The sequence below is a fragment of the Lactobacillus nasalidis genome, assembly GCF_016587775.1.
Taxonomy (GTDB): Bacteria; Bacillota; Bacilli; order Lactobacillales; family Lactobacillaceae; genus Lactobacillus; species Lactobacillus nasalidis.
The window spans coordinates 1-5,002 of sequence record NZ_BOCG01000723.1 but is presented as its reverse complement, the minus strand read 5'-3'; the positions used below and the strand labels follow the sequence as shown (position 1 = coordinate 5,002).

General features: G+C 51.0%; 5 protein-coding genes. 4 read left to right on the top strand and 1 reads right to left on the bottom strand.

Annotation, left to right across the window (positions count from 1 at the left end):
• A partial coding sequence (locus lacNas_RS14385; RefSeq protein WP_244661478.1) for a CHASE domain-containing protein occupies positions 1 to 798 on the bottom strand: 798 nt, incomplete at its 3' end.
• Positions 799 to 1,332: 534 nt separating this feature from the next.
• Here lacNas_RS14385 and lacNas_RS13920 point away from each other — a divergent pair.
• The 4 genes from lacNas_RS13920 to lacNas_RS13905 form a co-directional block, all read left to right on the top strand.
• Positions 1,333 to 2,346 (top strand): NAD(P)H-dependent glycerol-3-phosphate dehydrogenase, encoded by a 1,014-nt coding sequence (locus lacNas_RS13920; protein ID WP_201330729.1) that lies wholly within the window; start codon positions 1,333 to 1,335, stop codon positions 2,344 to 2,346.
• A 126-nt stretch (positions 2,347 to 2,472) separates the two neighbouring features.
• The gene (locus tag lacNas_RS13915; RefSeq protein WP_201330728.1) at positions 2,473 to 2,838 is read left to right on the top strand and encodes a helix-turn-helix transcriptional regulator; all 366 of its coding nucleotides are present in this window, start codon (positions 2,473 to 2,475) and stop codon (positions 2,836 to 2,838) included.
• Positions 2,839 to 2,924: 86 nt separating this feature from the next.
• Entirely contained in the window at positions 2,925 to 3,416 is a 492-nt protein-coding gene (locus tag lacNas_RS13910) for a hypothetical protein (protein WP_244660659.1), read from the top strand.
• Positions 3,417 to 3,860: 444 nt separating this feature from the next.
• On the top strand, positions 3,861 to 5,002 hold a 1,142-nt coding region (locus lacNas_RS13905), incomplete at its 3' end, for an LCP family protein (protein WP_201346961.1).

Here is a 5,002-nt window from a genome sequence, read left to right as displayed (position 1 = left end):
GATCACAATGTAGCCCAGGAACCAGCCCTGCTTGTTGTAGTTCCAGCCGTTTTTCGGGGCAACCTTGAGGAGCCAGCGGCTGCCGTCGCTGGAAGTGAAACTGTAGCTGATCGGCTCGTGCAGCTTGCCCTGCCGCATGACTACCTTATAACTGGAGTCCAGCGGTGAGACCTGCTTTTTGAGCTCGAAGCTGTAGCCGGCTGCTTTCAAGTTGGCGGCCGTGCTGGAGAAGGTCTGCGGCACCTTCATGACTACGATGGCAAAGCCCCAGAATTTCTTCTTGCCGCTGTTTACGAGGTAGACCGGCGTCCGCATGGCCAGCCCATAGCCGCCTTGTTTCAGCTTGATCGGCCCCTGGGTCACCGTGACCTGGTGGGTGATTCCGTAGCGGCACAAGGGCCCGCGCACCGGGTCGGTCATCAGGTTTATCTTGCCGGCTTCATTGCCTTTTAAAGGATATATCTGCGTGACTTTGCCCTTGGGTGCCAGCTGCAGGCTGCTGGCGGCCGGATGTTCTTTTAGCAGGTCCTTGGCAACCAGGGAGAAGTTGCTGACTTTCCCCCGGCCCGCCAGGACAAGTTCCTTCAGTGTTGTCGTCAAGGTTAGGGCGTTTTTCATTTCGCCCTTAAGCGTTCTGGAAAAACCAGTAGCTAAAGCCTGGGCTTGGTCGCGTTCCGTGGCTCTTTGTCTGTCTTGAACGTAACTCAGCAAGCTGAGGTTGAAGACAACCAACAAAATCAACGTTGCCGTGATCAGCAAGTAGTCGTTTTGATTTGCTTTTTTAAGCTGTTTAAACATGGCTAATAACACCTGGCTTTTGTGATGAGTTCTTATATAAATAGTTTAACATGATTAGGCTGACTTGCTCTCAGCCAGATTGAATAGTCTCCAAATATCAGTATACTATAATTAACCAAATTAGCACAAATTACTAAAATATTATATTACTGAGAAAGCTATTAGGAAAAAATCGTTCGTCTTTTGAAAAAAGGTGCATAAAAAATGTTTAAATTCATGAAATCTCTTGTCAGAGCCCAGTAGACAGCATACAATAGGGTATGCAAGAGTAAGCGGTTGCTTTTAATAAACTCTTGAGTTTTTCACTTGGAGATAAATTCGTAGCTGTTTGTTTACACTTTTTTAATACGGCTATTCTCTTAAAAGGCGTTTCGCTCGGAAACGCTTCTTTTTTTGCCTTCAGAAAGGTAACTTTTTTGATAATTAGCCCCAGCGGAAACAGAAACTGGCCGACTGAGTGCTATAATAGGTTAGATCAGTGGCAGCCGTCCGGTTGCCGCGAAAAGGAATCAACAAACTAAGTGAGGTAATAATATGGCAAAAATCGGTGTTTTGGGAGCAGGTACTTGGGGCATGGCTTTGGCCCGGATGCTCAGCAATTCTGGCCATGAAGTAACCGTTTGGTCAGCTCTGCCGCAAGAAGTCGACGAACTCTCAAGAACTCGTCGCCAGAAGAACCTGCCAGGTATGGTCATTCCTGACGCGATTAACTTTACCAAGGATATCAAGGAAGCCTGCCAAGCCAAGGACATTATTCTTTTTGCAGTGCCGTCCGTCTTCGTTCGCTCAACCGCCAAGACGGCAGCGCCATTTATTCCTGATGGACAGATCATCGTCGACGTTGCCAAGGGGATCGAACCAGAGACCCTGCTGACGCTGACTGAAGTCATCGCCGACGAACTGGGCAAGGACGGCAAGCACGGCAACGTTCACTACGTTGCCCTCTCCGGCCCGACCCACGCTGAAGAAGTGGCCAAGGACCTGCCGACCACGATCGTGTCCGCCTGCGAGGACCAGGCGGTTGCCGAAAAGGTGCAGGACATTTTCATGAACAAGAACATGCGGGTCTACACCAACTCTGACCGCCTGGGCGTTGAGCTCTGCGGGGCTTTGAAGAACGTGATCGCCCTGGCCAGCGGGATCTGCGCGGGTCTGGGCTATGGCGACAACATGCGGGCCGCTTTGATCATCCGCGGGATGGCGGAAATCAAGCGCCTGGGCCTCAAGATGGGCGGCAAGGAAGACTCCTTTGACGGCCTGGCCGGCATGGGCGACTTGATCGTCACCGCCACCAGCAAGGAAAGCCGCAACAACAACGCCGGCTACTTGATCGGCCAAGGCAAGAGCGCCGAAGAGGCCAAGCAGGAAGTCGGCATGGTGGTTGAAGGGATCAACGCCATTCCGGCTGCTTTGGAACTGGCCAAGAAGTACGACGTGGAAATGCCGATCGTCTTCGCCGTTGACGCGGTGGTCAACCACGGCGCTGATGCCCGGGAAACCGTCGACAACCTGATGGGCCGGGAAAAGAAATCCGAAATGACCAAGTAAGCAAGCAAAGCAAGAATCCGCCTGGGGCGGGTTCTTTTTTTGCCTTTTTAAAAAAGTTTCGGAATCTCTCATAAACATTTCATTTAGTCAAAACTTATGTTATTCTTATGATAGGTGGTGACTTGGATGGAGAAGAATATGATAGGCCGATACTTGAGAGCTCTGCGCCGGCGGCGGGGCATGAGCCAGCAGGAACTGGCAGAGGAACTTGGCGTCTCGAAGCAGACGATTTCCAACTGGGAAGTCGGCCGCAAGGTTCCGCGGATGAAGGCAGTCGAGAAGATGGCGGGCGTTTTTGGCGTCTCCAAGAACAGCATTCTCGCTGGCCTGCCTGTTGATCCGGAAGACAAGGATCTTTCCGCGGGCAAGGTGGTCGATTTGAATGACAATAGCCTGCGCCTCACTTACAAGGGGCACCAGGTTCCCCGGGAGTATATTGAGATCATTGAGAAACTGATGCGCTGCGACATTGATGACCGCAGGGCGCAATAAGGCGGGAGCAGTCCCGTCTTTTTGTTTGCCTTCATTAGACTGGTGTACAATTAAAAGGAAACGTTTGTTGAAAAATTGGTGGAATGATGAGAAAGAAAAATTGGCTCAGCTGGCAGGCGGCGGGCAAGCGGGCCCAAAAGCAGGGCCAGCAGCTCTTGTATCTGCAGATTGACAATGAAAGCGGGCAGGCGCTGGCCGACCTGCTGGTTTTGGCAGTGCCGACGAATGACCGGGTCAGCCTCAGCCACTTGACGGAGTTTTTCCCGATAAACGGCCCCAAGCCGTGCTATTTTTATCGGACCAAGCTGCCGGCTGGCAAATCAGCTGGCCTGCTGACCAGCACTAGCTCAGCGCCGGCCTTGGTCAGCCTTTTTCAAGACCAGAAGGGAATCTACTGGTTCAAGGGCAACCGCGGCCAGATCGAAAAAGTGGGCACGGCAGTCCACTTCAAGAAGCTGCTCAGGCAGATCGGCTTGAACGGGCTCAAGGAGAGCCAGTTGCCGGCCGCGCAGAAAAAACAAAAGAAAACTCAAAAGAAAACGCCCAAAACGGCAACAAAAAAGAAGAAGGAGTCCTGACGAGAGTCGGGGCTCCTTCTTTGAATAGATGTAAAAGGGGATGGCATATTTCGCTACGATGCATTTGTGAATAGAAAGGAATCGGTAAAAATGCGAAAGATGTTAGAAATGAACAATAACTGCTAGATATGCCAACAAAGTTAATACTATAACTATACAAATAAGATAAAAGAGTATGTGTGTAAAAATGCAATAAGAAAAGAGTATGATATAAACCTTTACAGGAAAAGGTAGCCTATCTGCTCTTGCCTTTTCCTAATGCTCATCTTACACACGCCCTTGTAAAAATTCAAGAAATATGCTTTTAGCTTGGAACTGGAGTTTTTTCTTTGACTAAGATGTGAAAATACTCTTTAAAAAAATATAAAAATGGGGAGGCCGCCATCTATTTAATCCATCTTTAACTATAATGAAGATAATGATCTTTAGAAGAATAGGATACTGGTGAAGATTTTGAAGAATGACAAGGATATAAATACCAGAGTTGGCAAACGGAAGAAGCATGGCAAGGCCAAGCGCATCTTCTGGAGCGTGCTGGCTGTCCTGCTGGTCGGGATCGGCTGCTTTGCCTACTATGAATACAGTACCGTAAAGAACGCGGCCAACACGGCCTACAAGTCCGGCGGCATTACCAGTGCTGAAAACGGGAGCAAGAATTCCGTCATCAGCAGCAAGAAGCCGATCGCGATTCTGCTGATGGGGACGGATACCGGGGCCCTGGGCAGAACCTACAAGGGCCGAACCGACTCGATCATGGTTGCCGTCTTGAATCCTAAGACCAAGAAGACGACCCTGATCAGTTTCGAAAGAGACCAACAGGTCAACCTGCCCGACTACCCTAACCAGTCGCCTTCGAAGCTGAACGCGGCCTATGCCTACGGCAATGCCAAGGAACTGGCCAAGGTTTTGAAGAAGTACTACAACATTCCGATCAACGCCTACGTCTTGATCAACATGGGCGGTTTGAAGACGATCGTGAACAAGGTCGGCGGGGTCGACATTTCTCCGGTTCTTTCCTTCAGCTATGAAGGCTACACCTTTACCAAGGGCAAGACGACCCACATGAACGGGGCCAAGGCTCTGGCTTACAGCCGGATGCGCTACGATGACCCGCAGGGTGACTACGGCCGCCAGAAGCGGCAGCGGCAAGTGCTGACTGCCTTGCTGAAGAAGGCTGAAAGCGCGACGACGCTGCTGAATTCCAGCTTCATTTCTTCCCTGTCCAAGCAGGTGCAGACTGACCTCACCTTCAGCGACTTGACGGCTTTGGCCAAGAACTACATGGCCGCCACGAAGACCTTGAAGACTGACTACACCCACGGGACGGGCTACATGCAGGATGGCGTTTCTTACCAGAAGATCTCTGTTTCTGAACGGCAAAGAATCAGCAACCTGATCAGAAAAGCCCTGGGTCTGAAGACCAAGAAGGTAAGCACTGACTCAATCGACACTTCGACGAGCAGCTCAAGCAGTTCAACTGGTTCGACCGGTTCAACCGGCTCCGGCACTGCCGGCGGCTCAAACGCTGGACCTGGTGCGGGCACGAATGCCAACACTGGCGCCGGCGCGAACGCTCCAGGCGGCTC